21 protein-coding genes are annotated in these 22,315 nt (G+C 60.3%); 8 read left to right on the top strand and 13 right to left on the bottom strand.

Going from position 1 to position 22,315, the window contains the following annotated elements; all coding sequences use genetic code 11:
• Positions 1-30 precede the first annotated feature (30 nt).
• Complete coding sequence (locus tag H8S56_RS00505) at positions 31-621, top strand: vWA domain-containing protein (RefSeq protein ID WP_187517982.1); 591 nt, start codon at positions 31-33, stop codon at positions 619-621.
• Between the two features lie 313 nt (positions 622-934).
• Here H8S56_RS00505 and H8S56_RS00510 read toward each other — a convergent pair whose 3' ends face one another.
• Positions 935-1,201: a hypothetical protein gene (locus H8S56_RS00510; RefSeq protein ID WP_004879734.1), complete on the bottom strand. Its 267-nt coding sequence runs from the start codon at positions 1,199-1,201 to the stop codon at positions 935-937.
• Between the two features lie 308 nt (positions 1,202-1,509).
• On the opposite strand from H8S56_RS00510, the gene H8S56_RS00515 reads away from it, so the two are divergent.
• A complete protein-coding gene (locus tag H8S56_RS00515) occupies positions 1,510-2,835 on the top strand; it encodes a sigma-54 dependent transcriptional regulator (RefSeq protein ID WP_187517538.1) in 1,326 nt (441 codons plus the stop codon).
• Here H8S56_RS00515 and H8S56_RS00520 read toward each other — a convergent pair.
• Positions 2,823-3,353 carry an AAA family ATPase gene (locus H8S56_RS00520; RefSeq protein WP_024694981.1) on the bottom strand — a complete coding sequence of 177 codons (531 nt, stop codon included), beginning with the start codon at positions 3,351-3,353 and terminating at the stop codon, positions 2,823-2,825. The genes H8S56_RS00515 and H8S56_RS00520 overlap by 13 nt on opposite strands.
• Positions 3,350-3,913 carry a nicotinamide riboside transporter PnuC gene (gene pnuC, locus H8S56_RS00525; protein WP_024687966.1) on the bottom strand — a complete coding sequence of 188 codons (564 nt, stop codon included), beginning with the start codon at positions 3,911-3,913 and terminating at the stop codon, positions 3,350-3,352. The genes H8S56_RS00520 and pnuC overlap by 4 nt, the downstream gene beginning before the upstream one ends.
• Positions 3,914-4,150: 237 nt before the next feature.
• Here pnuC and H8S56_RS00530 point away from each other — a divergent pair, with 237 nt between their 5' ends.
• Both H8S56_RS00530 and H8S56_RS00535 read left to right on the top strand, forming a co-directional pair.
• The gene (locus tag H8S56_RS00530; protein ID WP_024687965.1) at positions 4,151-4,981 is read left to right on the top strand and encodes an undecaprenyl-diphosphate phosphatase; all 831 of its coding nucleotides are present in this window, start codon (positions 4,151-4,153) and stop codon (positions 4,979-4,981) included.
• Entirely contained in the window at positions 4,978-5,412 is a 435-nt protein-coding gene (locus tag H8S56_RS00535) for a DUF1294 domain-containing protein (protein ID WP_187517539.1), read from the top strand. Before H8S56_RS00530 ends, H8S56_RS00535 begins: the two co-directional genes overlap by 4 nt.
• Here H8S56_RS00535 and H8S56_RS00540 read toward each other — a convergent pair.
• Positions 5,407-5,751, bottom strand: coding sequence for an MmcQ/YjbR family DNA-binding protein (locus H8S56_RS00540; RefSeq protein WP_024694984.1), 345 nt, complete (start codon positions 5,749-5,751; stop codon positions 5,407-5,409). The two genes, H8S56_RS00535 and H8S56_RS00540, sit on opposite strands and share 6 nt — an antisense overlap.
• A 127-nt stretch (positions 5,752-5,878) precedes the next feature.
• Here H8S56_RS00540 and pcaD point away from each other — a divergent pair, with 127 nt between their 5' ends.
• From pcaD to H8S56_RS00560, 4 genes are all read left to right on the top strand, one after another.
• Positions 5,879-6,673, top strand: coding sequence for a 3-oxoadipate enol-lactonase (gene pcaD, locus H8S56_RS00545; protein WP_187517540.1), 795 nt, complete (start codon positions 5,879-5,881; stop codon positions 6,671-6,673).
• Between the two features lie 82 nt (positions 6,674-6,755).
• A complete protein-coding gene (locus tag H8S56_RS00550) occupies positions 6,756-7,715 on the top strand; it encodes a LysR substrate-binding domain-containing protein (RefSeq protein ID WP_187517541.1) in 960 nt (319 codons plus the stop codon).
• Between the two features lie 73 nt (positions 7,716-7,788).
• A complete protein-coding gene (locus H8S56_RS00555; RefSeq protein WP_024687960.1) occupies positions 7,789-8,397 on the top strand; it encodes an FMN-dependent NADH-azoreductase in 609 nt (202 codons plus the stop codon).
• A 334-nt stretch (positions 8,398-8,731) separates the two neighbouring features.
• A complete protein-coding gene (locus H8S56_RS00560) occupies positions 8,732-9,802 on the top strand; it encodes an alpha/beta hydrolase family protein (RefSeq protein WP_187517542.1) in 1,071 nt (356 codons plus the stop codon).
• Positions 9,803-9,839: 37 nt separating this feature from the next.
• On the opposite strand, the gene H8S56_RS00565 is transcribed toward H8S56_RS00560, so the two are convergent.
• The 9 genes from H8S56_RS00565 to treZ form a co-directional block, all read right to left on the bottom strand.
• On the bottom strand, positions 9,840-10,493 hold the full coding sequence (locus H8S56_RS00565; protein ID WP_187517543.1) for a glycosyltransferase: 654 nt from the start codon (positions 10,491-10,493) through the stop codon (positions 9,840-9,842).
• Positions 10,465-11,088 (bottom strand): SAM-dependent methyltransferase, encoded by a 624-nt coding sequence (locus H8S56_RS00570; protein ID WP_187517544.1) that lies wholly within the window; start codon positions 11,086-11,088, stop codon positions 10,465-10,467. Before H8S56_RS00570 ends, H8S56_RS00565 begins: the two co-directional genes overlap by 29 nt.
• Positions 11,085-11,873, bottom strand: coding sequence for a PIG-L deacetylase family protein (locus H8S56_RS00575; RefSeq protein ID WP_187517545.1), 789 nt, complete (start codon positions 11,871-11,873; stop codon positions 11,085-11,087). The genes H8S56_RS00570 and H8S56_RS00575 overlap by 4 nt, the downstream gene beginning before the upstream one ends.
• Positions 11,874-11,884: 11 nt before the next feature.
• Entirely contained in the window at positions 11,885-12,898 is a 1,014-nt protein-coding gene (locus H8S56_RS00580; RefSeq protein ID WP_187517546.1) for an acyl-CoA dehydrogenase family protein, read from the bottom strand.
• Positions 12,895-15,078: a glycogen debranching protein GlgX gene (gene glgX / locus H8S56_RS00585; protein WP_187517547.1), complete on the bottom strand. Its 2,184-nt coding sequence runs from the start codon at positions 15,076-15,078 to the stop codon at positions 12,895-12,897. The genes H8S56_RS00580 and glgX overlap by 4 nt, the downstream gene beginning before the upstream one ends.
• Positions 15,079-15,234: 156 nt before the next feature.
• Positions 15,235-15,615 (bottom strand): DUF2934 domain-containing protein, encoded by a 381-nt coding sequence (locus H8S56_RS00590; RefSeq protein ID WP_024687953.1) that lies wholly within the window; start codon positions 15,613-15,615, stop codon positions 15,235-15,237.
• Between the two features lie 17 nt (positions 15,616-15,632).
• On the bottom strand, positions 15,633-18,416 hold the full coding sequence (locus H8S56_RS00595; protein WP_187517548.1) for a malto-oligosyltrehalose synthase: 2,784 nt from the start codon (positions 18,414-18,416) through the stop codon (positions 15,633-15,635).
• The gene (malQ, locus tag H8S56_RS00600; RefSeq protein ID WP_187517549.1) at positions 18,413-20,491 is read right to left on the bottom strand and encodes a 4-alpha-glucanotransferase; all 2,079 of its coding nucleotides are present in this window, start codon (positions 20,489-20,491) and stop codon (positions 18,413-18,415) included. The genes H8S56_RS00595 and malQ overlap by 4 nt, the downstream gene beginning before the upstream one ends.
• Positions 20,481-22,298 carry a malto-oligosyltrehalose trehalohydrolase gene (gene treZ, locus H8S56_RS00605; protein WP_187517550.1) on the bottom strand — a complete coding sequence of 606 codons (1,818 nt, stop codon included), beginning with the start codon at positions 22,296-22,298 and terminating at the stop codon, positions 20,481-20,483. Before treZ ends, malQ begins: the two co-directional genes overlap by 11 nt.
• Positions 22,299-22,315 lie beyond the last annotated feature (17 nt).

Here is a 22,315-nt window from a genome sequence, read left to right on the forward strand (position 1 = left end):
GGTCGACTCGCTTCTGGCAGAGCCGGCGCACTGCGTGCTGGCTCGGATGGGCCGGTGCAATGGCTGCCGACTCTGATGAAGGGGCATCCGAAAAAGGCCAGCGATCTGGTTCGGCAGCCGCGCAGCAGCCGCCCCAATGAGCTGTTGCTGGTGATTGTCGATGCATCTGCGTCGACCAAACGTCATCAGGCGCTGAGCCAGGCCAAGGGCCTGCTGTCTCAAGTGTTTGACGACGCCTATCGCCGCCGCACCCGACTGGCGTTGCTCACGGCCAGTGGCAACGCGCCACGCTGGCAGTATCAAGGTCTGAAAGCTTCAGCGGCGCTGAGTCCGTGGCTGGATGCATTGGGGGCGGGAGGCGGAACGCCTCTTACGGAGGCTCTGGAGCAGGCCCGGTTGTGGCTGACCAAACGCAGCAAGCGCTATCCGTCAGAACAACAGCGGGTACTGGTGCTGACCGACGGCAGGCTCAAGCAAATGCCTGTGCTCTTGGCATTCGACTGCCCGAGTCTATTGGTCGATATGGAAAAAGGTCCGATCCGGCTGGGAAGAGCACGAGAGCTGGCGCGCGGACTGGGGGCGGATTATCGGCATATTGATGAGCTTGGCACGTTGGGCTGAGCTTCATCCAGCGATCCTGCCCATCACTGCGTAGGAGTGAGCTTGCTCACGAAAACAGGGGGCCAGAAGCGCCCATTTCAGGACCTCGCCCCCCAGTGGCTGAGACCGGTTTCAATCCGTAGGCGTGGACCGGGCGGCGTTCCGTTTGTCCACGAAGACTGCCTTCCAGACGCTACCCTTCGACTGATTACGCCGCCCCCTTCGCGGACAAGTCCGCTCCCACTGACTGAGGCCGGTTTTCAATCACGTTTGCCTACGCTACAAGCTGCAAGCGAGGGCCTGATCAGTCAAAGATCCTGGCCCTCGCGTCTCTTCAGGCTGGCATGGTCCAGGGCTTGAGGTCATACCCTTCGTTACTGATCTCGGCACGCGCCTGCTCCAGAGCGCTGGCTAACTGCTGCTTGTCCGAATAGGTGCTGCTCGGAATCTGCTTGCGGCCAATGCGGGTGCTGGTGCGGTCTATTACGGTCAGGCTCAGTTCGCCGTTCCCGTCCTGTGGTGCCCAGGCAACACACTGGAAGGGTTCAAAAGCGTGTCCAGCGATCAGAAGTGCATCGTTGAAGCGCAGTGGGGCGTTCATGGTCAATTCCTCAAAGTGCCCGTATCAATTCAGTCACGTCGGCGGGCTTACCGTCCGGCTGGTTACTTGTGTTGATGAACGCGAGGGGCACATGAGTCACACACTTTTTTGAAGTTTTTCAGAATTTTTTACGGCCCATCCCGTTAACGCAACGTTACGGCAACCATCACGTTTGGTTATTGCCATTAGACGCAAACGGTACAAGGCTGTGTCAAATATTTGCTAATGTAAGGATCGGGCTCGCCAACATACTGTTTATAAAACGTTTTTCATAACCTCAATTCGACGCCGGGCGCCAAGGAACCTCTATGCATGAATCGGCCCCAACGCGACGTCTGTTAATTGTTGACCCCTGTGACGATTGTCATCAATTGATCCCTGTCCTGCATGCTGCCGGATGGGCGGTGGACAGCAGTACGCTCGAGTCGGCGCTCAATCTCAGCTGCGATGTCGGTTTGATTCGCCTGATGCCTGACCACTTCGAGCGTCCGGACATGGTCAAGGAACTCATTACCCGCACCAACACCCAATGGATCGCTGTGCTGGCACCCGATGATCTGCGTCGCGAGAAGATTGGCGACTTCGTGTGTGAGTGGTTTTTTGATTTCCACACCTTGCCGTTCGATGTCGCTCGCATGCAGGTCACGCTGGGCCGTGCCTATGGCATGGCGCGTTTGCGAGCACAGGGCGCTGCACAGACGTCCAGCAGTGAACACGAGATGTTGGGCGAAAGCCGACCCATTCGGGAGTTACGTCGGCTGTTGAGCAAGCTCGCGCCCACCGAATCGCCGGTACTGATTCGCGGTGAACGCGGCACCGGCAAGGAGCTCGTCGCGCGGACGTTGCATTCCCAGTCTCAGCGCCGTAACAAACCGTTCGTAGCGGTCAATTGCGGTGCCATTGCCGAGCATTTGATCCACGCTGATCTGTTTGGCTACGAGAGAGGTGCATTCAATGGCTCCCAGGAGCGCAAGATCGGCCGAATCGAAGCGGCGGACGGCGGCACCCTGTTTCTGGACGAAATCGGTGATCTCCCGTTGGAAAGTCAGGCGCACCTGCTACGTTTTTTACAGGAGCGACAGATCGAACGCATCGGTGGCAGTGAGCCGATACCCGTGGATGTCCGGGTGCTGGCCGCCACCCATGTGGATCTGGAGGCGGCCATTCGCAAGAAGCGTTTTCGGGAAGATTTGTACTACCGGCTGAATGTGTTGCAGGTCGGCACAGCGCCACTGCGTGAGCGGCATGGCGACCTGGCCATGCTGGCCAACCACTTTGCTCATTTCTACAGTCAGGAAACCGGCAGGCGCGCGCGTAATTTCAGTCAGGACGCGTTGATCTCCATGGGCAAACACGACTGGCCGGGGAATGTACGAGAGCTGGCTAACCGGGTTCGGCGCGGGCTGGTTCTGGCGGAAGGCCGGCAGATCGAGGCAGCGGATCTGGGGCTGTTGGGTGAGGAGGCCGTTGTCAGCAGCATGGGAACGCTAGAGGAATACAAGTCGCGTGCCGAGCGTCAGGCGCTGTGCGACGTGCTGACACGCCACAGCGACAACCTCAGTGTGGCGGCCAAGGTTCTGGGGATTTCTCGCCCCACGTTCTATCGGCTGCTGCACAAGCATCAGATCCGCTGAGCGAGCAGTTGCGTGACCGCCGTCAGTGCCTGCTCGCGGCGTTGCGGCCAGTCGCCTTCGATCACCTGGTAGTGTTGCGCGTGGTGCTCCAGCCATTGCCGGCTGGCCGCAAAGAATGCCTGACGTTCGACCAGTCGTGGCTGGCAGCGTTGGCCGTCGCTGATCCACTCGACGCCTTCTGGAGACAGCAGCAGATGCAGGTCGTAGCGCCTGCTGAGCAATTGTTGCTCGATCCACGCGGGGCAGTCCTCGAACAGTGTCTTGCTCCAAAGGATGTTGCTCAACAAATGCGTATCGAGGATCAGCAGTTCGGGGCGGGTTGCGCGCGCAGCGTCTTCACGGTCGAGCTGACCCCTGGCGATGGTCGCTATATCGTCGTAAACGGTATCGCGGCCTTGCTCCTCAATGAAGTGACGCACGTATTCATCCACCAGCACACCGCCGAAACGGCGCTGGATTTCTCCCGACAGCCAGCTCTTGCCGCTGGACTCAGGACCGGTCAGGACCAGCACTTTCATCGTGCCAGCGCCAGATCGTTGCGCCACTCACGCCACCCTTGAACCGCCAGCAGCGTGAACAGCCCGTACAGCGCGGCCGTCAGGTACAGATCCTTGTAGATGAACAGTCCGACAAAAATCACGTCGAGCACGATCCACAATGGCCAGCACTGGACGCGCTTCTGCGCCATCCAGACTTGCGCCACCAGACTGAACCCGGTCAGTGCTGCATCGAGCCAGGGCTGTGCGGCGTCAGTGAAATGCGCCATGCCCGCGCCCAGCACAAGGCTGATACCCGCGCCGATGGCCAGCCCGCTTATCACCGAGTTGCCCTGCAGCACTGTGACGGCGCGAACCGGAAGCCCGCTGCCGTGGCGGGTCCATTGCAGCCAGCCGTACACCTGCAAGCCGGCATAGATGACCTGCAGGAGCATGTCCGAGTAGAGCTTCACGTCGAAGAAGATCCAGATGTAGATCACCACCATGACCAGGCCGATCGGCCAGCACCAAGGGTTCTGTTTGACTGTTAGCCAGACCGCAAGCACGCCGATGGCGGCGGCGAAAAGTTCAAGTGCGGACATCGCGGCTCCTTGGTGGTGAGGACGGGGCGGCGATTGTAAGCGCTTATAGGCGCAACGGGGAGGTGGCGATGGCAAGGTTATGCAGGCGGGGGGCTTTGCGCTGCAAGGTCTGCTAGCATTCGGCGTTTTTGCAGCGCTTCTTCAAGGTTCGTTCAGGATTGCGACGGCATAGTAGCGACCATTTTTTACACAACAACATTAACAGGCGAGCCTCGGGTATCGCTGTATGGGGGAATGATGGATCTTTGGACCGCTGCTCAGGCGTTGATATTGGGTGTTGTAGAGGGGTTGACGGAGTTTTTGCCGATTTCGAGCACCGGCCACCAGATCATTGTTGCAGACCTGATCGACTTCGGCGGCGAGCGGGCCATGGCGTTCAACATCATCATCCAGCTGGGCGCGATTCTGGCCGTTGTCTGGGAATTTCGACGCAAGATTCTGGACGTGGTGGTGGGGCTGCCCAAAGAAGCGCAGGCGCAGCGCTTCACGATCAATCTGTTGATCGCCTTCATGCCGGCCGTGGTCCTGGGGGTGATTTTTGCCGACATGATTCACCACTACCTGTTCAATCCCATCACCGTGGCCACTGCCTTGGTCATCGGCGGTGTGATCATGCTCTGGGCCGAGCGCCGCGAGCATGTGGTACGCGCCGAAACGGTCGATGACATGAAGTGGAGCGATGCCCTGAAAGTCGGGCTGGTGCAATGCCTGGCGATGATTCCAGGCACCTCGCGCTCTGGCTCGACCATCATTGGCGGCCTGCTGTTCGGCCTGTCTCGCAAGGCGGCTACCGAATTCTCGTTCTTTCTGGCCATGCCGACCATGGTCGGTGCTGCGGTCTACTCGGGCTACAAGTACCGGGACATGTTTCGCCCGGATGACTTCGCGGTCTTCGCGGTAGGGTTCGTGACCTCGTTTATCTTCGCCATGATCGCCGTACGCGGGCTGCTCAAGTTCATCGCGACCCACAGCTATGCGGTGTTTGCCTGGTATCGCATCGCGTTCGGCCTGCTGATTCTGGCGACCTGGCAGTTCGGCTGGATCGACTGGGCGTCGGCCAAGGCATGACGGCGATACGTGAACCGCGGCCGCCTGCCCGTCAGCGCAAGGGCGGGGTTCAAGGGCTGCCTCTGAAACTGATCATTCTGTTGCTGTTGGGTGCGCTGCCGGTGTATGGATCGGCGCAGCTCTGGATCAGGCAGGGTCTACCCGTCGCGGCAGTCGTGATCGGGGTAATGAGTCTGTTGGCGTTTCTGCTGTACCGGCATGACAAGCTGCAGGCCGGTAAAGGCGGCCAGCGCACGCCGGAAAACGTCCTGCATGCCACCGAGCTGCTGGGCGGATGGCCTGGCGCATTGGTGGCGCAGCAGGTGTTTCGGCACAAGACTCGTAAAGTGTCCTTTCAAATCGTGTTCTGGCTGATCGTGCTGGTGCATCAGGCGTTCTGGATCGACTGGCTGTTTCTCGGCCGCAGGCTGTGGCGGCTGCTGCCGTTATAGCTTGAGCGCGACCTGCTGACGCTTGGGCAGCTTGCCCACCACCAGTTGGTGCGAGCGGATCAACAGATCGCGGATCTCATCGTCGCTGAGCGCGTGAGGCTCGGGAATGCTGATCCAGTGTGCGCGCGCCAGATAGGGAGCAGGGCGGATGCCGGGGCGGTCGACGTAGCCCAGGAACAGGTCCGGGGCCACCTTGAACGATAAGCCCTGACCTGCCAGATCCATGACCGCAAACATCTTGTTTCCCGCGATGGAAAATACGCGTATCCCGCCCCATTTGTAGTCTTCGCGCGCCCCAGGCAAATCCAGGCAAAAAGTGGCGATGTCTTCGGTTTGCATGCTGTGCTCCTTGCTGCGCTCAAGCGAGGGGTAAGGTGTTCGATAGCCGCACGGATATTCGAGCGCTGGATTGTATGACGTCCCGACACGCTTTAGTGTTCAGGTTTTGCTTTCACTGGAGCGTCGAATGTCTGCCGTGCAACTCGCCGAGGGTCAACTGAATTACCTGCTCGAAGGTCCGCAGGACGCGCCGGTACTGGTGCTCTCCAATTCGTTGGGCACTGATCTGCACATGTGGGATAACCAGATCCCGGCGTTGACCCGGCATTTCAGGGTGCTGCGTTACGACACGCGTGGGCATGGCCAGTCGCTGGTCAGCGAAGGTACTTATAGCATCGAGCAGAACGGCCGCGATGTACTGGCCCTGCTGGACGCCCTGAAGCTGGACAAGGTGTCATTCTGCGGGCTGTCCATGGGCGGTCTGATCGGTCAATGGCTGGCGATCAATGCGCCTGAGCGCCTGTTGCGCGTCGTGCTCTGCAATACGGCGGCCAAAATCGGCAGCCCCGATGTGTGGAACCCGCGTATTGAAACGGTGTTGCGTGACGCAGAGGCGGCCATGGTCGCCTTGCGTGATGCCTCGATTTCACGCTGGTTCACGCCAGCCTTCGCGCAGGCTGAGCCGGCAACGGTCGAGGCCATCGTCGGCATGCTCGCCCGGACAGCGCCTCAAGGCTACGCCGCCAATTGCGCAGCAGTGCGTGACGCTGATTTCCGTGAGCAGATCGGCTCGATCAGGCTGCCAGTGTTGGTGGTATGCGGCACCGAAGATGCAGTGACCACACCGGCGGATGGGCGCTTCATGATTGAGCGCATTCCCGGCGCAGACATGATCGAACTCCATGCCGCTCATCTCTCGAGCGTCGAGGCAGGTGACGCCTTCACCCGGCCGGTGCTGGCGTTTCTGATAGCAGGCCAGTAGCCGCCTGATCACTTCCCATAGATCTTGAGATCGCCGCTTTCGCACTGCCATACTCGCGCCCTCTGAGCGTGCGAGGTGGCGGGTGTTCGATCTCAATGATCTGTTTTATTTCGTCCAGGTGGTCGAGTGCCGAGGGTTTGCGCCTGCCGGTCGCAAACTGGGCATCCCCAAGTCCAAGTTAAGCCGTCGTATTGCGGGGCTCGAAGAGCGGCTGGGGGTCAGGCTAATCCAGCGCTCCACGCGCAAGTTTGCCGTCACTGAAAGCGGACGTGACTACTATGGGCATTGCGTGGCGATGCTGGTCGAGGCCGAGGCGGCGGAAGAAGCCATTCAGCGTTCCAGATCCGAACCCCAAGGGCGGATCTCGCTCAGTTGCCCGCCCACGATGGGGGCCATGGGCATCAACGAGACGGTGGCCCGATTCATGGCCGCTTATCCCAAGGTCCAGGTTTACATCGAGAGTACCAATCGGCGCGTCGATCCGCTGTCCGAGAACATCGACATCGCCCTGCGTGTGCGGTTTCCGCCTCTGGAAGACGAAGGGCTGGTGGTCAAGACGCTTGGCTACAGCGCCCAGCGACTGGTGGCTCACCCTGATCTGGCCGCACAACTGCGTGCTGATGCGTCATTCGAGGACCTGGCGAGCCTGCCCAGCCTGGACCTGACCTCCGCAACCCAAAGTCATCGCTGGCTGCTGGAAAACGGGCCGGGACATTATGTTGAGGTGCGACACACGCCGAGGCTGGTCTGTTCGGACCTGGATGCGATCCTGCAAGGTTCCCTGCAGGGTGTTGGCGTGGCGCAATTGCCCGAGATTCTGGTGCGAAGCGCCTTGCAGCAGGGACGTCTCGTTGAGCTGTTCGATGCTCACCGGCCCAAGTGTGGCGTAATTCACGCAGCGTTCGCGTCTCGGCGCGGGCTGCTGCCGGCCATCAGGGCCATGCTGGACGCGTTCGAAACCTCGTTCAAGGAACTGACCCACAACCCGGAATCCATTTACTGTTCCATAAATAGAACGAACAATCACATTCAGGACGACTAATCACGCATTAGCAACAGCGATAGGATGCTCCCCACTTGATCGCCCAATGACGATATAACCTGGGAAGCCCGTTATGAACATCCTGCACATCGATTCCAGCATTCTTGGTGACCACTCCGCTTCGCGTCAGCTCAGCCGTAGCGTGGTCGAGGCCTATCAGGCGAATCACGCAGACAGCCGCGTGACCTATCGCGACCTGGCCAGCGAAGCGCTGAGCCATTTTTCTCCCGCCACTCTGGCAGCTGCGGGCACTCCAGTTGAGGGCCGTGATGCGGCTCAGCAGCAGGAAGTCGCCACCAACGAGGCTACTCTGCAGCAGTTTCTGGACTCGGATGTGGTAGTGATCGGTGCGCCGATGTACAACTTCACCATTCCAACGCAGTTGAAAGCCTGGATCGACCGCATTGCAGTGGCGGGCAGAACGTTCCGTTACACCGAGGCCGGTCCTGAAGGTCTGTGCGGCGACAAGAAGGTCATCATCGTTTCCACCGCTGGCGGTCTCCACGCGGGTCAGCCAAGCGCTGTAGGTCACGAGGAATACCTAAAGCTGCTGTTCGGCTTCATCGGCGTGACGGATCTGCATTTCGTGCGTGCCGAAGGCCTGGCGTACGGTGAAGCACCACGTGCCGACGCCTTGGCTGCTGCACAGCAGCATATCGAGCAGAAGCTGTTCGCCGCCTGATAGCGCGCCGCTCCACTCAGACTCCACCGCCTGCGCATGGCTGTGGAGTTTTTTTGCGCTTGCGTTTCAGTGAACAATTGACAGCTTCCTTACAGGTAGCGCCGGGCATGCGGGGGTAAACTGCAAGCGCATAAATAAGCGCCGGTCCGTTTTTTGCGCAGTAGTTGGCAGTTCCGACATCATCCGACCAATAGCTGGCCCGGCTTATGCACTATTTGCCTTGAAGACACTCTCACTGCTTGAGAGAGAGGGAGCGCTAGAGCACGAAGCTCGACACGCGCGCGCGAATGGACTGTCCGGCGGGTGCCGGGACTTACAAAGGTTGGGCCTTGCCATGGTACGTCTTTGTGCAGTGATGCTGGTTTGTCTGCTCGACAGCCTGATTTCGGTGCATGTTCAGGCCGATGATGCGCTCACGAGTAACGTTCTCGCAGACAGCGAGTGGAGCGCAGGCTTCCACGAGCTGAGTTTCGTCGATCCGCTTGACTCCCAACCGATGCAGGCGGTTGCCTTTTATCCGTCCACCGATCCCGAACAAGTCAGCGTCGTGGAGGGCTATCGGGTCGAGGCAGGTGAGGACGCAGCCATCGCGTTGGGGCGCTTCCCGCTGTTGATGTTGTCTCATGGCAACACGGGCACTCCGCTGGCTTTACATGATCTGGCGACCTCGCTGGCGCGCCAGGGCTTTGTGGTGGTGGCCGTTGTTCATCCGGGTGACAATTACCGCGATCACAGCCGTCTGGGCAGCCTGAGCAATCTTTACGGCCGACCTCTGCAAATTTCCGAAGCCATCAGTGCAGCGTTGACGGACCCCATGCTTGCGCCTTACCTCAGCGCCCGCCAGGTCGGCGTGATCGGCTATTCGGCCGGGGGTGAGACAGCGTTGATCCTTGCGGGTGCGCAACCCGAACTCAGGCGCTTGCGTCAGTACTGCATCGAGCGGCCGATGGACAAAGACGCCTGCAAGACCCAAGGTGAGTTGGTCGCTGATCGGGAGGACCTGCATGCACAGGCCGATCCGCGTGTCGGCGCGTTGATGCTGATGGCACCCTTGAGTTTGATGTTCGGTCGGCAGACGCTGGGCGACGTTCATGTACCGGTGCTGATGTATGCCGGTGATGACGATCAGTTGCTGGCAGTGGACAAAAACGCACAAGCGCTGGCTCGCAAGCTGCCACAGGCACCGGATTACAAATTGCTGGCAGGGGCAGGGCACTTCGTTTTCATGGCGCCTTGCAGCGACGAGCAGCGCGCAACCATGCCCATGGTATGCAACGACCGTGAAGGGGTTGACCGTGAAGACATCCACCGCAACCTGAGCGCAGAAGCCGCGAGGTTTTTCACCAGCACGCTGGGCGCATTCGGGTCGGACAACTCAGGCATGCAGACAGCCAATCATCAGTGAGTTGTGGCTCGCTGCGCTAGCCGCGTGGCATCAGATATCAGGGATTCAACGACCGCAGGTAATCACCAAACCCGCCTCGGGCTTTGGAATCCAGCCGGGTGCTGGTGGTGACACGTGGGCGGCAGCTCCAGGCGATGCGGGCACCGCTCAGTTCCAGTTGCCGAACCAGGTGGACGTCTTCATGGCATTTCAGCGCCGGAAAACCACCCGCACGCAGGTAGGCGATCGAGCTCACACCGAGGTTGGCACCGTGGATGTGGCGATGACCGTCGCGATGCTGATAATGCCTGTTGTAGGCAGTTTGCGCGGCGAGGGAAATCTCGTGCCCCCAAGCGCCCGGTGTGACGGTTCCGCAGACAGCATCAACGTCCAGCGCCAGTTGCTCGGCCAGCCAGTCACTGGCCACGCTGCTGTCGCCATCCGTGCACGCGAGCCACCGCGCACCTCTGTCGAGCAACACAGCAGCGCCCTGAGCGCGGGCGTGTCCGACGTTGCGGACCCGGACTTCAAGGGTGGTGACACCGTAGAAGTGAGCGATTGCCGCCGAGCGATCGGTGCAGCTGTCTAGCACCACCAGCACTTCGACCGGCTCACCATTAAGGGCCGGATGTGCGGCTGCCATCAGGACGGTTTCCAGACACTGGTCCAGTAAACGCTCCTCGTTATGTACCGGTATCAGAACGCCGATCATCCCAGAACTCCTGTTCAGCTACAGATGTTCCATCACGCGCCCACAGGTCCAGCAGGAAGTCCTGTTCGTGATGAGTGAAAAGCCGGTGCATGCCCAGTCGCTCGTCCAGTGTGTCGTGGACCTGTCGCGCAGTCAGCGGACACTCGTCGATGTCGGGCCGCCAGTGACAGGCGAGCAACTGGCCGCCAGGCGTCAACGCAGTCAGCGCGCAGTCGATCAGGCGATAGAGATCCTCCAGATCCAGGTAGTAACCCAGTTCGCTCAACACGATCAGGTCGAACTGACCCTCAGGCCATTGCTGCGGCAGGCGTGCCTGAGTCACCCGTACATGAGCAAACGCTGCCAATCGCTCGCGTGCCAGTTTGACGGCTCGCTGCGAGGTGTCGCAGCACAGCAGCGTGTCGCAACGGGTCGCGAGTTCTGCACTCAGTTCGCCGTTCGCGCAGCCGGGTTCAAACACTGACGCGTACCGCTCGCTGGGCAAAGCAGCCATGCATAACGCACGTTTGCGGCGTTCATACCAACGCTGTTTGAACGCCCAAGGGTCATCATCATCTCTAAAGAGTTGGTCGAAATACCGGTCGGCGACACTCATGAGAACACCACTTCGAACGGCTGCAGCAAACGCTCGAGGACAACCGAGGGCAGAACCGGTGACAAGCCGATGTCGGGATCACCCTGCAACTGGCTGGCAAAAGCGTGTGCAGCACTGCGTTTGCGTGCCTGTGTTTCAGGGTCCAGCAGGATTTTGCGCGCACGTTCCCATGGTATGCGTTCGTCTTCGGGGTCGGCCCAGTGCCAAGCCCAAATGGGGACCTCATGAAGTTGTGCGCCGGATGTCGCGCAGGCCCGAGCGCAGGCCCGGCCAACGGCCTCGTGATCGCCATGACCGTCTCCGGACCAACTGGCGAACACCACGTCGGTGGGGCACAGGTGCTGTCCGAGCAACGCGACCAGCTTGTCCTCGTCGCTGGCAACGTCGCCATCCTGAAAACCGCCACGAATCCACTCCAGGCGCTCCTGAGGAATTTCCAGAAGACTCAACGCCTCAGCGCTTTCCTGTGGTCGAATCGCGCTCAGGCGGGCAACCGGCCATAACGTAGAGCCGGGATGGCTGGCAGTGCCGTCGGTGACCGATATCAGCAGGATAGTGCGCTCCAGTTGAGCGAGCTGGCGCATCAGGCCACCGCAACCCAGCACTTCATCGTCCGGGTGCGGCGCGATGATCACGGCCCTGCAATTGGGCGGGACCAGCAAGTCGGCAGTAATGGCAGCAACTGCGCCGAGCTTTTTCGATGCATTCCAGGCTTGCAGAGAGGTGCCGCGGCCTGAGGCCTCATCGCTGACGGCGAAGCCTTCCTCCGATGGACTTTTATCCATGAAATGTTCAGTCATAGTGACCACAGCTGGCTGACGGGTAATTGATCGGCAAGCTGCTGACCTAATTGCGCAAGGTCCTGCTCAGCATGACTCTGGCGCAGAAATACCGGCAGGTCGGCGATTAGCCGCGCGAATTGCGCATCTTTGCAATAAGGACCTGCACCGAGGGCGCGTCCCACGTGAAGGATGACCTGTTCGGCGCATGCCTCAACACTGGCACGACAGCGTCTGGCCAGTAGCTCGGCGCTTGCGTGCGGTGAGTGGTCCAGTTGCGATGCGGCCGCCTGTAACAGGCTGCCGGCGCTGTACAGCGCAACATCAACCGTACCCAAATGGGCCAGCGCATGAGGCTCGTTACGCTTGCCTGCTTGCTGTAACAGGCGTTGAGCAATGGCACGCGACGCGCCGTACCAGCACGCTGCGATGCCGATTCCGCCTTGCCAGAAGCCTGCGCGATTCAGGTAACCGCCGGGAGTACCCACGCGCTGCGCGACAGCCTGATCGAACAGCACATCCACGCTGCCGGTCGCGCCCATACCCACTGCGCGCCAGCCATCCGTGCTGATCCGTACGCCAGGCTGATCCAGCGCCACGGCCACCAGTTGTTGCTGTTGTTCTTCGTCCCAGACGGTCATCAGGGCATGGCTCAGCGCGGATGCACCTGAGCACCATGTCTTGCGGCCGTTGAGCCTGAGCGAGTCACCTTCGCCGCTCAGAAGTACCCGGGCCTGGGGCGGCTCGGCCGCCCACGTACCCCAGGTACTGAATTGTTCGGGGGGCGGGGCACCCAGTTCCGCCATGATCGCCAAGGCGTCGGTGTGCCCCTCGTACAGCTTGCATAACCCCAGATCGTGACCTGCAACGCAGGCCAGTGCCTGCCAGCGCTCAAGCGTCTGGCCGCTGGCAGGCAAGGGGATCTGGTCGAGCCCTTCATTGACGACGGCCTGCAAGCACTCGCCCAGCGCACGCGTGTCGGCATAGCCGTGCCTGCGCCAGTCGAGAAACTCGCTCAAGGCCTCTGTCATTGCTGGTCTTCGCGCTTGAGTTCAAACAGCAACAACGAGCGGGGAGTGACCATGTATTCACTGCCGAAACCGAAGGTTTCCTTGCTGCGCGCATCGTCCTGATTGGTGTCGATCAAGCAGGTGTAGTGGGTGCCCTCAGGGACTTCCGGCAACGTGAAGTTGACGCCTTCGTGGTGCGCGTTGACCACCAGCAGCAGCGTGGCGTCGGCACCCGGACGAATAATGCCGGTTTCCTGCGCGCGACCATCCATGAGCATGCCCAGGCAGCGACCGTTTGCGTCATGCCACTGCTCAACCGTCATCTCGGTGCCGTCCGGCGAGAGCCAGGTGACGTCTTTGACGCCGATTTCCTCGTTGTAATCGCCTACCAGGAAGCGACTGCGGCGCAGGATCGGGTAGCTCTGACGCAGCTTGATCACGCGGGTGACAAACTTCAGCAGCGCTTCGCCGTCGCCGTCCAGATCCCAGTTGACCCAGCCAATTTCACTGTCCTGGCAGTAGGCGTTGTTATTGCCGTGCTGGGTGCGAGCGAACTCGTCACCGGCCACAATCATCGGCGTGCCTTGTGCGAGCAGCAGGGTCGCGAAGAAGTTGCGCATCTGGCGCAAACGCAGCGTGTTGATTTCCGCGTCTTCGGTCGGGCCTTCGACACCGTGGTTCCATGACAGGTTGTTGTTGCTGCCATCCTGGTTGTTTTCGTCGTTGGCTTCGTTGTGCTTGTCGTTGTAAGACACCAGGTCATGCAGGGTGAAGCCGTCATGCGCGGTGATGAAGTTCACCGAAGCCTGCGGGCGACGACCGCGCTGGTTAAACATGTTGCCCGACGCCGTCATGCGAGCAGCGAAGTCGGCCAGTTGACCTTCATCGCCCTTCCAGAAGGCACGTACGGTGTCGCGGAACTTGTCGTTCCATTCCATCCAGCCTGGCGGGAAACCACCGACCTGATAACCACCCGGGCCGCAGTCCCAAGGCTCGGCGATGAGCTTGACCTGACGCAGGACCGGATCCTGGCGGCAGGCGACCAGGAAGCTGTGACGCTCGTCAAAGCCATCATGGTAGCGACCCAGAATGGTTGCCAGGTCGAAGCGGAAACCGTCGACATGCATTTCCGAAGCCCAGTAGCGCAGCGAATCGGTGACCATCTGCAGCACACAGGGGTGGCTGAGGTCGAGCGTGTTACCCGTGCCCGAGTCGTTGATGTAATAGCGCTTGTCGTCCGGCATCAGTCGGTAGTACGACGCGTTGTCGATGCCGCGCATGGAGAGGGTCGGGCCTAGCTCGTTGCCTTCAGCCGTGTGGTTGTAGACCACGTCCAGAATCACTTCCAGCCCGGCATGGTGCATGTGTGCAACCATTTCCTTGAACTCGGCGATCTTGCCGTGAGCCAGGTAGCGCGGGTCCGGGGCGAAGAACGCGATGCTGTTGTAACCCCAGTAGTTGGTCATGCCTTTTTGCAGCAGGTGCTGGTCGTTGACGAAGGCATGAATCGGCAGCAGCTCGACCGAGGTCACGCCCAGCTTGCGGATGTGATCAACAACATCCGCCGATCCCAGGCCTGCGAAGGTGCCACGCAGTTCTTCAGGTACCGACGGATGACGCATGGTGTAACCGCGTACATGGGTCTCGTAGACGATGGTCTTGTCCCACGGCGTACCGACGCGCTGATCGCGGCCCCAGGTGTAAGCCGGGTCGATCACCTTGCTCTTGGGTACGAACGGCGCGCTGTCGCGTTCGTCAAAGCTCAGGTCCCCATCGGGATGGCCGATCGTATAGCCGAACAGTGCTTCGGACCATTTCAACTCGCCAACCAGTTGCTTGGCGTAGGGGTCGATCAGCAGCTTGTTGTGGTTGAAACGATGGCCGTTCTTCGGATCGTACGGTCCGTAAACACGGTAGCCGTAGATCAGGCCCGGGTGAGCGTCGGGCAGGTAGCCGTGGAAGGTCTCGTCGGTGTATTCCGGCAGTTCAATGCGTTCCAGCTCCACTTCACCGGTGGAGTCGAACAGACACAGCTCAACCTTCGTGGCGTTTGCCGAGAAGATTGCAAAGTTGACACCCAGGCCGTCCCAGCTGGCCCCAAGGGGAAAGGGAAGTCCTTCACGAATACGTGATGGATTACTGGCAGGGTTTTCTGGTGTGGCCGAACTTTCATCTGCCGCGGGGGTGGACTTCGTATTCATGCTGCCTTCCTGACGTCGAATGATTTTCTAAGCGGCCGAAACCGTTATCGAAGCCGAGCGGGCTTCAACACTGAAATTAAAGTGGGGGTTACCGCAAGCCTCACCTGGATTGAGGTGAGGCTTGCTGCAATGGACTTGTACGAGGACAGAAGAGTTTCAAGTATTCGATGGCTTGCGCGGTTTCTTAGGCGCGGGTTTGGCGGCTGCGTCGGTTTCATTGGCCGCAGGAGCAGCTTTGGGTTTGGGCGCAGGCTTTGCCTTGGCCGCCGGTGCGGGTTTGGAAGCCGCAGGCTTGGTGGCGGGAGGGGCCTTGGCGACGGGCTTGGCCGCACCTTTCGCCGGAGCCTTGGCGCTGTCTACCTCAGGCAACTTGGGCTTGCTGGCTTTGCGTGCTGTGGTCTTGTCTGGCGCCAGCGCTTCCGCTTCAGCCAGCTTGCGTGCCATCTCCCAGTGACGGGCATCATGGCCCGAAGGTTTACCCTCGGATTCCCAGATTTGATAGGCAAATTCACGGATTCTTTTTTCGTCGGCACTCATCTCGACACTCCCAGGTATCACATAGTTTGAATAAGCAAATTGACGGAAAAATCTTCAAGCGCTGCGCTGAGAGGTATTTCCCCAGCACTCATCACGACGACGTCAGCAAAGAGGCCTTTCCACTGTAGTTGCGAATCGGCAAACGGCACAACAATGTGGGTGTCGCCCCATTGAGCAGCATTAATGAGTGGAACCTGTGCGGTGCCCAATAGTTCACTGCATGTGCGTGGCACCACGACGATTGCCCGCTCATTCTGCGTGGTGCGTGCAAACGCCAGCACGCGATGCGCCTGGCTGCCTCTCACTTCAAGCGCCACATACTCGCCTTCGCTGAACAGGGCAGGGTAGGTGCTGCGCGCGTTCAGGGTTGCTGCAATCAGCGCCTGTTTGATCCGGCCGTCTTGCCAATGTCCCAGCAGTTGCGGAGCGCTTACGTTGTCCCTCAGTGCCTGTTGCCGCGCGGGGTAATCCACTGGCCGACGGTTGTCCGGATCCACCAGGCTGAAATCCCAGAACTCCGTGCCTTGATACAGATCCGGTACGCCCGGTACGGTCAGACGTAGCAAGGTTTGCGCCAGGCTATTGAGTGCGCCTGCGGTGGCGATACGATTGGCGGTGGCACTCAGCGATTGACGTAACGCGAGCGCTTCGGGGGCCAGCAGCAGACGTTGCAGAAACTCCCGGCAAGCCGTCTCATACGCCTGGTTCGGCGCACTCCAACTGCTTTGCAGCTTGGCTTCCCGCAGGGCCTTCTCCTGCCATTGCACCATGCGCCTGGCGTACTCCTCGTGCGCCTGTTCGCCTTCCAGTTCCAGTGGCCAACTGCCGAGCAGCGCCTGATAAAGCATCAGTTCGTCGCCTGCACTGATTGTGGGCTCATCGCCCTTGAGCGGCGCAGCCAGCTGTCGCCAGCGTTCGACCTGCTCGGCATACCAGTCAGCACATTCACTCAGTACCGCTAGGCGCGTACGCGTGTCCTCCCCACGTTTATGGTCGTGGGTCGCAGTGGCCAGCAAGTTGTTCGGAAATGTCTCCATGCGCTGAATGCAGGCCTGGTGAAAGGCTTCTACTGGCGCACTGAAGTGTTGCGGATGAAAGCCGACATCGTTGCGCGACAGCAGCACGGCCGAACGGTAGAACGAGGTGTCTTCGACCGATTTGGCCGCAACCGGTGAGGTCAGTTGCTGGAAGCGCACGCAGGCGTTCTTGTACAGCTTGCGCAGGTGGCCGCGTGGCAGCTTTCTCCACGACTCGCCGCCCAACCAGCGGGCCAGATAATCGAGCACCGGCCAGTCGCCTTCGTTCAGTGTCGAACGTGCGCCGTCCATGGCCTGTTGAAAGAAGCGTTCATCTTCTGCCGATCGGCCGCACACACTGATATAGGTGCGGTAGACCGGGAAGTTGACGATCAAGGCCAGCAACGCCCTGCGAATCGCGCCCAGCGTCAGGTCCCGGCTCATCAGGTCGCTGCGAGCAACCTGCAGCAGTGACTGTGCAACGTTCTCGAAATCGCCTGCCAGTGTGCCGTGCAACACCAAGTCGCGAGCGACCAGCACTTCTTCGTCGAAGTCGGCCGTGCGTTCGCTCAGGCGGCTCCACAGTTCGCCCAGCGGCGCTTCGCCCTTGGGGTCGTGCTGCAACAGAGAAACCTGGTTCATGAACTCGTAGCCGGTCGTACCGTCAACGCTCCAGTCCTGGCGCAACGGCTCATCAGGCCCCAGGATCTTTTCGACAAAGATGGGCAGGTGGGTCAGTCTGGCGTCGTCAGGGCGCTGGCTCAGCAGGCCCTGAACACGGCGATGCAACTTGCGCCCGTAACCCCGTGGGTTCGCGAGCCCGTCGATATGGTCAATACGCAGGCCGTCGATAAGGCCATCGGCAATCAGCTGAAAAATCTTGCCGTGGGTGGCCTCAAATACGTTCGGTCGCTCGACACGCAGACCGCCCAGTTCGTTGATGTCGAAGAAACGCCGCCAATTGATGTCGTCGCCAGCGGTGCGCCAACTGGCCAGGCGGTAATACTGACGTTCCAGCAACTGATGAAGTCGATCAAAACCCTCAGGCTTGCTGGAGTCGAAGCGCGCAATCAACTGCTCAATAGCCTTGAGCACCTGTGGATCCTTGGCCAGTTCGGCCAGTTCAGCCTTGGCCTGACGCGCCCGCTCGTAAGCCTGCGGGTAGTTGTTCAGGGCGGCGAAGCGCAAGCCAAGCTCTTTCAGCTGTGGCTGTTCGACGCCTGCCAGGAGCGAATCGTAGGTGCTCGGGCAGATCGGGAAGTGGTGCTGGTAATGCTCGATATAGAACGCGCCGTGCTGCGCATCGAAGCGCAACGGGATCTCCCCGGCTTGCAGGACAGTGCCGTAATCGCTGCTCAGGAACGGCAGCAACAGTTGCCCGGCCAGCAGCGGATCAGGCGAATTCCACTGAATGTCGAAGAAGTCTGCGTATGGGCTGCGACGTCCCCATTCGAGCAGGTCGAGCCACCAGGGATTGTCCGCACCGCCGACAGCCATGTGGTTGGATACAATGTCGAGGATCAGCCCCATGCCGTGTTCACGCAGCGCCGCCACCAAACGGAGCAGGGCAGGTTCGCCGCCCAGCTCGGGGTTGATGACGGTCGGGTCTACCACGTCGTAGCCGTGCATCGAGCCCGCGCGCGCTTTGAGAATCGGTGACGCGTAGAGGTGGCTGATGCCGAGGCTGGCAAAGTAAGGCACCAGCGGCACGGCATCATCGAGCGTGAAGTCTTTATGAAATTGAAGCCGTTGTGTGGCTCTCAACGGTTGTAGTGGAAGGTTCATTGGTCACGCTCCGCAGCTTGCAGCCGGGATTGGGACAGCAATTCCAGTCGTCGAGCAGCATGTTCATTATCAAGAAGTGAAGCGGCATCGCCGGGAAGGCGTCTGCGCCAGTTGGGATGGCTGTCGATAGTGCCTGGCAGATTGGCTTGTTCGTGCAAGCCCAGTGCGTCCTCGATAGGCAGCAGCACCAGCGGCGCACGGGTATGGCCAAGGTAGCGGATGCTGGCATCGATGATCTGCGCCGCGTCCTCGGTGTCCTCACTCAGGCCATCGTTGCTCTGGCTCAGGGCTCGACGCAAGCCGTCGTATTCGCGGGCGCGTTCTTCACGCCAGTGCTGTTCGCTCTGGGCATCCACGTGACCGAGTCGCGCATTCCATTCGATATCCAGCTCGCTGAGCCAGCCGGCCAGGGTCGGCAAGTCGTGAGTGCTGGTGGTTGCCAGTGCCTCGTCGGACCAGTCCAGAATGGGCTTGAATTGGCCATTATTCTGTTCGAACAACAGCACGCGCATGCCGAGCATGGCTCGAGCGCTGAGCTTCTCACTCAGGCCCTCCGGCACTGTGCCCAGGTCTTCGCCCAGCACGATGGCTTTGTGGCGATAGGATTCAAGGCTCAACAGCCGCAACATGTCGTCCAACGGATAATTCAGGTACGCGCCTTCGTTCGCAGGTGATCCAAGCGGCACGACCCACAGGCGCTGCAGCCCCATGACGTGGTCTATGCGCAGCCCTCCTGCGTGGGCGAAATTGGCCCGCAGCATTTCGATGAAGGCGCGAAAACCGTTGCGCTTGAGGCCATCGGGCGAGAACGCTGAAATGCCCCAGCTCTGACCGGCACGATTGAGGATGTCGGGCGGTGCGCCCACGGTCAGTGCAGACAGCAGCTCATCCTGACGGCTCCAGGCCTGGCTGCCAGCGCCATCGGCACCCACTGCAAGATCGGCGATCAGGCCAACACGCATGCCACTGCTGCGAGCCGCGACCTGAGCCCGCTCCAGGCCTCGTGCGATCAACCATTGGGTGAACGCATGGAAGCTGATCTGCGGGCCATGTTGTGCCGCAAACGCCGATACCGCACTGCTGCGCGGGTCTTTGAATTCATCAGGCCACTCGTGCCAGTTGTCGCTGATGCCCATGCCCGGGCATTCGGCACGCAGTGCCTCGAATCGACAGTGGTTTTCCAGTGCTTCGCCGCCATTGTGGCGAAAGCTGTTGAAGTCTTCGTGCAGCGGGTGTGAGCCAGCGCTGAACGCTTCATACAACGCGTGCAGTGCTTTCCATTTGGCGCTCGCCGCTGCCGGCCAGTCGATCAGCGTCATTGCCTCAAGACGCTTCAGCTCGTCGGCGACGCCGGCGTCTTCAATTGCCTGACGCCAGGCACGCTCACCAACAATCGCGCCGGGCGATGCGTACAAGCTATTGAGGAACAGTCGGCTGGACGGCGAGTAAGGGCTGTAGCGCTGCGGGTCGCTGGCGAACATGGCATGAATCGGACTGATCGCCAGTGCGTCTGCGCCCCGTTCGCCTGCGGCGCGGGCAAACGTTTCCAGCGCCTGAGTGTCACCGAAACCACCATCGCCCTCGCGGCGCAAGCCGTAGAGCTGAACGGTCAGGCCCCACGTGCGGGGTGTCTGTGTGTCAGCGGCCATCGCCACGCTAAAACAGGATTTGGGTGCGACGGCAATGGTCAGATGCTGCCCGTCGATATCCAGTTGTTGATACCCAGGCCCGGCCAGGGCAGGTAACTGGGCATCGGCCGTCAACTTGGCATCCACAGACGAACCGTCTTCCAGATGCAGAGTGAACGGCGTTTGCGGCGCGAACCAGTCTGCCAGATTGAGGTTGCTGCCTTGATCGACCGTCAGCAGCGGTGGGGCTCCTTCACTGTGACGGGCAGCCTGCAGACGCTGCAGGCTGGCATCTATCGCTTCACCACCGTCTGCCGGATAACCCAGTGCTTCCAGAACCTTGCGCAACACCTCAGGACTTACGGTCTGGGGGCGAGCGTTGGCATCCACCCAGTGCACCGACAGTCCTGCTTCGGTCGCAAGCCTCTCTAATTGCTCATTGTTCATCCTGTTTCTCCATCACATCACTTGCTGTCAGGCTGACAATGGCCGTGTATGGATTGAGGATGCCTGGCCGGGAAAGTTCGGCCGATTTCGGCGCGCTGGAGAAAATCACCTGGGCAGCGTCGCACGGTGGGACAGCGACCGAGTGCTCGCTCAGGTTCAGGTCGATACACAACAGGCTGCCGTCGCCCATGCGCCAGCGCGCGCTGACAGCGTGATCGGCCAGTACGTCGGTGCCAAGCGGTTGAGTACCTGGCAGACGAGGAATGATCGCCTGCCTGCGCAGTGCCAACAGTTCCTTGTAAAGGTCAAGCCAGCTTCGGTGATCCAGCCCGATGTCGGTTTGCAGATCCAGCGCGCCGAACGCCGGACGTGAAGCCTCGAAGGTCTTTACGTCGTTCGGGTCAGGAATGTGCTCTCGGCGTTCCGGGTCGGCGAAGGCCGCGAAGTCGGCGAATTCACTGCGACGACCTTCACGTACCGCATCGGCCAGCTCACCATGATGGCTGGTGAAGAACAGGAATGGCTCGCTGGCCGCCCACTCATCCCCCATAAACATCAAAGGAATCATCGGTGAAAGCAGCAGCAGCGCTGTTGCCGCCTTGAGGGCCGGAGCAGGGCAGAGCTGCGGCAGCCGCTCGCCCAGCGCGCGATTACCGATCTGGTCATGATTCTGTAAAAACAGCACAAACGCACTCGGCGGAAGGTGCCCGCTGGGTTCGCCACGGGTATGACCGTGACGGGTCTGTTCGCCCTGGTAGACGAAGCCCTCGCTCAGCAGACGCGCCAGCTTGTGTGTCGGCTTCTGCGCAAAGTCTGAATAATACGCGTCGGTTTCACCGGTCAGTAGCACGTGCAGTGTGTTATGCCCGTCGTCATCCCACTGCGCGTCGAAACCTTTGTCCAGCAACAGGCTGGCCTGATTGAACTCGTTTTCGAGATTCAGCCATACATGCCGATCACGATCGATGTGGGCGCGCACCCGCTCAGCGAACTCGGGCAAAAAGGTTTCGTCCCGGATGGCGTGAACCGCGTCCATCCTCAATCCGTCGAAACGGTATTCCTGCAGCCACATCAGCGCATTGTCGACGAAGAAGTCCCGGACCTGTTCGCGTCGAAAGTCGATCGCATCGCCCCAGGGTGTGTGCAGGTCGCTGCGGAAGAACTCTTTCGCGTAGCTGCCCAGGTAATTGCCGTCAGGGCCGAAGTGGTTGTAGACCACGTCCAGAATCACCGCCAGGCCATGACCATGGGCCTTGTCGATCAGGTGCTTGAGTTGATCGGGCGTGCCGTAGGAAGACTGCGGGGCATAGGGCAATACTCCGTCATAGCCCCAGTTGCGGTCGCCAGGGAACTGCGCCAGCGGCATTAGCTCGATAGCGGTTACGCCCAGATCCGCCAAGTGTTGAAGGTGTTTTTCAACACCCGCATAGCCGCCCAATGCGCCGACGTGCAGCTCGTAGATGATCGCTTCGTGCCAGGGCCGACCTTGCCAGTCGTTGTTTTGCCATTGATAGGCGAGAGGGTCGACAACAATGCTGTGTGAATGCACGTCGCCGGCCTGAGCGCGGGAGGCAGGGTCTGGAACTTCCAGGTCCCCGTTAATCTTGAAGCGGTACTGGACGCCCGCCTTGCAGCGAGCCTCCAGTGTGAACCAACCCTCAGGCTGGGCGAGCATGGCCAGAGACTGACCATCCTCCAATTCAACGCTTACAGTGTCTGCATCCGGTGCCCAGAGGGCGAACCGGGTGTGTTCCGGGTCAATCAGAATGGCGCCGTGGCGCCAGTCAACTTCTGTACGCAGAGGCATCCATCAACCCCTTTTCC

This window comes from Pseudomonas triticifolii, from assembly GCF_014358015.1.
GTDB lineage: Bacteria > Pseudomonadota > Gammaproteobacteria > Pseudomonadales > Pseudomonadaceae > Aquipseudomonas > Aquipseudomonas triticifolii.

What these genes read in the sequence shown, in the direction of transcription:
- H8S56_RS00510 (WP_004879734.1), bottom strand. Translation starts at nt 1,201, where the DNA reads ATGAACGCCCCACTGCGCTTCAACGATGCACTTCTGATCGCTGGACAC.
- H8S56_RS00515 (WP_187517538.1), top strand. Translation starts at nt 1,510, where the DNA reads ATGCATGAATCGGCCCCAACGCGACGTCTGTTAATTGTTGACCCCTGT.
- H8S56_RS00520 (WP_024694981.1), bottom strand. Translation starts at nt 3,353, where the DNA reads ATGAAAGTGCTGGTCCTGACCGGTCCTGAGTCCAGCGGCAAGAGCTGG.
- pnuC (WP_024687966.1), bottom strand. Translation starts at nt 3,913, where the DNA reads ATGTCCGCACTTGAACTTTTCGCCGCCGCCATCGGCGTGCTTGCGGTC.
- H8S56_RS00530 (WP_024687965.1), top strand. Translation starts at nt 4,151, where the DNA reads ATGGATCTTTGGACCGCTGCTCAGGCGTTGATATTGGGTGTTGTAGAG.
- H8S56_RS00535 (WP_187517539.1), top strand. Translation starts at nt 4,978, where the DNA reads ATGACGGCGATACGTGAACCGCGGCCGCCTGCCCGTCAGCGCAAGGGC.
- H8S56_RS00540 (WP_024694984.1), bottom strand. Translation starts at nt 5,751, where the DNA reads ATGCAAACCGAAGACATCGCCACTTTTTGCCTGGATTTGCCTGGGGCG.
- pcaD (WP_187517540.1), top strand. Translation starts at nt 5,879, where the DNA reads ATGTCTGCCGTGCAACTCGCCGAGGGTCAACTGAATTACCTGCTCGAA.
- H8S56_RS00555 (WP_024687960.1), top strand. Translation starts at nt 7,789, where the DNA reads ATGAACATCCTGCACATCGATTCCAGCATTCTTGGTGACCACTCCGCT.
- H8S56_RS00560 (WP_187517542.1), top strand. Translation starts at nt 8,732, where the DNA reads ATGGTACGTCTTTGTGCAGTGATGCTGGTTTGTCTGCTCGACAGCCTG.
- H8S56_RS00565 (WP_187517543.1), bottom strand. Translation starts at nt 10,493, where the DNA reads ATGATCGGCGTTCTGATACCGGTACATAACGAGGAGCGTTTACTGGAC.
- H8S56_RS00570 (WP_187517544.1), bottom strand. Translation starts at nt 11,088, where the DNA reads ATGAGTGTCGCCGACCGGTATTTCGACCAACTCTTTAGAGATGATGAT.
- H8S56_RS00575 (WP_187517545.1), bottom strand. Translation starts at nt 11,873, where the DNA reads ATGGATAAAAGTCCATCGGAGGAAGGCTTCGCCGTCAGCGATGAGGCC.
- H8S56_RS00580 (WP_187517546.1), bottom strand. Translation starts at nt 12,898, where the DNA reads ATGACAGAGGCCTTGAGCGAGTTTCTCGACTGGCGCAGGCACGGCTAT.
- glgX (WP_187517547.1), bottom strand. Translation starts at nt 15,078, where the DNA reads ATGAATACGAAGTCCACCCCCGCGGCAGATGAAAGTTCGGCCACACCA.
- H8S56_RS00590 (WP_024687953.1), bottom strand. Translation starts at nt 15,615, where the DNA reads ATGAGTGCCGACGAAAAAAGAATCCGTGAATTTGCCTATCAAATCTGG.
- H8S56_RS00595 (WP_187517548.1), bottom strand. Translation starts at nt 18,416, where the DNA reads ATGAACCTTCCACTACAACCGTTGAGAGCCACACAACGGCTTCAATTT.
- malQ (WP_187517549.1), bottom strand. Translation starts at nt 20,491, where the DNA reads ATGAACAATGAGCAATTAGAGAGGCTTGCGACCGAAGCAGGACTGTCG.
- treZ (WP_187517550.1), bottom strand. Translation starts at nt 22,298, where the DNA reads ATGCCTCTGCGTACAGAAGTTGACTGGCGCCACGGCGCCATTCTGATT.